We start from the raw sequence: 3,737 nt of genomic DNA, 5'->3' as shown, positions 1-3,737 counted from the left end.
GCCCTCCCTCGAAAAAATCTCGGGATGGACCGGGCCGTGCCACACCGTCCCGGCAACATAGAAGCAATCCACAACGCGCTCAACTATCATCGCTGCATCAACAGCTTATGGAGACGATGATGCGCAAACCACGGGACTATGATGCCGAGTTGAAGGCGCTGGAGGACAAGGCGCGAGAACTGAAAAACCGCAAGGTGCAGCAACTCGGCGAACTGGTGATCGCCACCGGAGCCGACATGCTCACCGCCGAGGAATTGGCCGGTGCGCTGGTCGTGCTGACGGAAACCACCGATGCCGGAAAGAGGGAGGCATGGGCGAAACGCGGGGCGGCGTTCTTTCGCAGCAAATCGCGGCGATCTGCATCAGCGCCTGACCGCGACACTCGCGGCGCTCCGGCGCAACGGGGCGGCGCGCAACCGGCATCGGGCGGCTCGGGCGCGGCATGACATGCGGACATGGCAGGTCGAGCGCCGCAAGAGAACGCGCCACCTGATCGAACTCGGCGGTCTCGTCGTCAAGGCGGGTATCGTGGACCTGACCAATGACGACCGCGCCATGATCTACGGCGCGATGATCTGGATCGCCGAAAAACTCAAGGGCGAGGGTGGCGAACAGGCGCGCGATACATGGACAAAATTGGGAAAGATGGAATTCGAGATGGAACGTCCAGCAGGCGCGCATGACGCAATTCAACCGCCGCAAGATCGGGCGTGACCGATGGTGGGCGGCGCGGAGACCTCAAATATCGCAGCGCCGCCCACCATCGCGCGGCAACGCCGCGCAGTCCGTCGATTCCATGGTCTCTACTTACGGATGCTTTTCATATCGAAGCCCCGCTGCGGATACGAAAGCATGGTTCCGCAGGCGGGCGTCACCAAGCAGATCGACCCATTCGATGATTTCGATGATGCCCCGGAATTTCCCGCTCAACTCCTGAATGCGACCCCGGCCATTCGATGTCGTGCGCCAGCCGTTCGTATGGATTTCGAGCTTCCCAACGATGTCGGCGACGACGTAGCAGTAGAAGATGCAATCATCCGCGACGCGGACTCGACCGCCTCGAAAATCAATGATCTCGCCGTTCTTGAGCTTTGTAATATACTCGCTGATCTGGCTCATCGGCGAATATCGTTCGTCATAATCCTTCCGGCCCGGATGCTTGAACTCTACAAGCATTACGCGCTTCAGCGGGTCTTCACCCTCGGCCCCGAGTCCGTAGAGGCGATTATAGATGAGAAGGTCAGGTCGCTTTGTGCTGGTTTCGCCATCGACAATCTGCGTGAACGGCACATCCGACGCGAAATATTTGGTGAAGGTCAAGCGTTCGTCGATGATCCAAAGGTCGTGATCTGACCGTTCCACTTTCGATGGATCGTCGCCCCGTAGCTTCATGGGGCAAATGAATTGGTGGAGCGTTTCTTCGAGATGGAAATCCTGTGAGCCGTCTGCACGTTCCCGGATACGGCGTGTCAGAACCTCCATCACGTCAAGGACAGTTTTCCGCCGCAATACATATTCGGTAAGTTGGCGCTGCTCCTCGGCCCGAATGTCATCTGCTGCCTTGCGGACCGCCTCGGCGAAATTCGCGGGAACGTCGTCATTTCCTCCAAGCTGCGAAACGATTTTTTGGATCGTGTCATTCCGTTCTTTATCGCGACGAATCCGAATGGGGATCAGGGCTTGGGCAAATTGCTCTGGCTTCACGGCGTTCTTTGGCGTTCTCGCCAGAAGCTCAGGCGCTTCCTCGAAGGCAAACGATGGATATTCCTGCATGAACTCCTGCATCGTTCCGAGGCGCTGATTGTCGAACTGCGTAATTTCCTCGTGGATGGCGTTCGTCCGCACATGGTCGGAGCATTCACGGACGATCGCTTCGATGATGCTCTCATCGAAGTTGAATTGCGTCCGCTCCTGATTGACACGCTCATCCAGAAAATCGCCGGTAACGCAGCCATGATATACGTTGGTGCCATCGGAGCCAAAGCGGCCAATCCCGATCAACCCGTCGATCTTCCGGGTTGTAACCGTGCGCCCGTTTGCGACTAGGTGCATCTGATGCAGGCCATCGAAATTGGCACTCGCTGCCTTGTCACAAACGAAACTTGCGAGAGACAGGGTGCCGAACTCTTGGCTCTCTATGGCGGCAACGCCTCGGTCCTCGACCCGGAGATTTTGGATTTCTTGAGGGAATGTCGTCGCGTTAGTGTCTATATCGACAATGACGGTCGGGGACCGACCCATAATAAAGTCCGCAAAAAAATGCGATCGGAAATGCTTGACGATGGTAGCGGTCTGGCTCGGAAATTTGCCGCGGTAGGCTGTTCCGCGAAGCCGCTTGAAGGTGATCGCCGTGCCGGTGCTGGCCGCGCCAGTTACGGGTTCGGTTTGCTCCTCCGTAATCTGATCCTGCGCTTCCAAACGAAATGTGAAGGATCGGCGGAACAGCGTTCCTTGGTCACGGTAAATGCTCGCAACCTTGATACTGTCGAAAGCGTCCAGCCAAAGAAGACGCCCGACTCCCTTGCCGCCGCGAGAGATTTTATAGTCCGTATCGGTGGTGCAAAATGCCTCAAATCGAGCTGGTTCTAGCCCAACGCCATTATCATCAACCGTAATTTCAATATCATCCGGCGACCGTGGGTTGGCGATGGTGACGGTAATTTTGCCCTGTTGCTGATACTGGTCGCCAAAAGCATCCTCGACGGCATGAAGGGAGTTGCTGACCGCCTCAAACACAGGTTGAAGCGCCTCCGCCGCCATAGACGGCTTCGGCAGGCGCTTCACGCGATTGACAATATCCCCCCGCATCGAAGTCATGGACGTTCCCCCGATTTTTCTTTTTGGCGCACCAGCCGCGCCGCTGCCGGGTCGTAGATATAATCCGTGATTGTGCCGTCCTTGATCCGCTCCACGGCATCGTCCACGACGAACAGCGGCACAAGGAACCATTCGCGCGGCACAATCGGATTGCCGAAACGATCCTTTATCTCGATGTCCAGTTGGGCAGGAGCAAAGATGCGGTGGATCAGGTTTTCGAGCTTCACGCGGTTGATGTTGTAGAGCGTGTAGGTGGCGACCACCTCGACCTCGGCCATGAGAAAGGTTGGATCGAGCCTGGCATTGGCAAGACGGCGGGTAATGTCGCCGCCGGTCACGCCGATCTTGTGCAGCACGTCGCGATTGGCGGCGACAAGCGGATGATCGGACTTGCTGCGAAGGACGTAGATGGTCCCGCTCGCAATATCCTCGTCGTCGCTTTCGCCGGCGAACAACGGGCCGGCGCTCGGCTCGGTGATGCGCCGTCCGGCCTCGTCCTTGTAGAGCGCCCGTTGTAGCGAACGGCGTAGGAGGTTGCTTTCCGTCCCGTTGGAATAGACCACGCGCAAGCGGGCGTCGGTTTCCCCGTTCGGCGCGCGGAAGGTTTCGCCGACTTCGGCGACATAGGCGACCTGACCGCCAAGGATGAAAAACTGCCCCTCAATGATGTCCGCTTTCAGGAAACCGGCATCCTTTACAAACTGCCGGGTGGTGCGAACGCCGGAATCTAGGTCGATCCGCACCTGCTCGAACAGGGGCTTGAACCTGTCGAAGTCGGGACATGGCTCCCGGTTGGCGATCTCCTCGGCGGCGCGTTTCTCAGCGGTGGAGCGGACATGGCGAAGCTCGGTGATTTCGGAGGCACCTGCGGCCCCGGCAAGCTCTGCCATGAGCGCGTCGGCGTCCATTTCCTCGGCGGG

At 58.2% G+C, this 3,737-nt stretch carries 4 protein-coding genes; 2 read left to right on the top strand and 2 right to left on the bottom strand.

Annotation, left to right across the window (positions count from 1 at the left end):
- The coding region (locus E3D03_RS20130) for a conjugal transfer protein TraD (protein WP_263568432.1) at positions 1 to 446 on the top strand (446 nt) is incomplete at its 5' end.
- A gap of 1 nt (position 447) precedes the next feature.
- A complete protein-coding gene (locus E3D03_RS20125; RefSeq protein WP_263568431.1) occupies positions 448 to 714 on the top strand; it encodes a conjugal transfer protein TraD in 267 nt (88 codons plus the stop codon).
- Positions 715 to 807: 93 nt separating this feature from the next.
- On the opposite strand, the gene E3D03_RS20120 is transcribed toward E3D03_RS20125, so the two are convergent.
- Entirely contained in the window at positions 808 to 2,817 is a 2,010-nt protein-coding gene (locus E3D03_RS20120) for an ATP-binding protein (RefSeq protein ID WP_263568430.1), read from the bottom strand.
- A partial coding sequence (locus E3D03_RS20115) for a GIY-YIG nuclease family protein (RefSeq protein WP_263568429.1) occupies positions 2,814 to 3,737 on the bottom strand: 924 nt, incomplete at its 5' end. The genes E3D03_RS20115 and E3D03_RS20120, both read right to left, overlap by 4 nt.

The organism is Paracoccus sp. DMF (assembly GCF_004407025.1).
GTDB lineage: Bacteria > Pseudomonadota > Alphaproteobacteria > Rhodobacterales > Rhodobacteraceae > Paracoccus > Paracoccus aminovorans_B.
Note: the sequence above shows the minus strand (reverse complement) of the source record. Positions and strands in the feature narration are given on the sequence as shown.

Coding starts and splice junctions, on each gene's coding strand:
- E3D03_RS20125 (WP_263568431.1), top strand. CDS start 448: ATGCGGACATGGCAGGTCGAGCGCCGCAAGAGAACGCGCCACCTGATC.
- E3D03_RS20120 (WP_263568430.1), bottom strand. CDS start 2,817: ATGACTTCGATGCGGGGGGATATTGTCAATCGCGTGAAGCGCCTGCCG.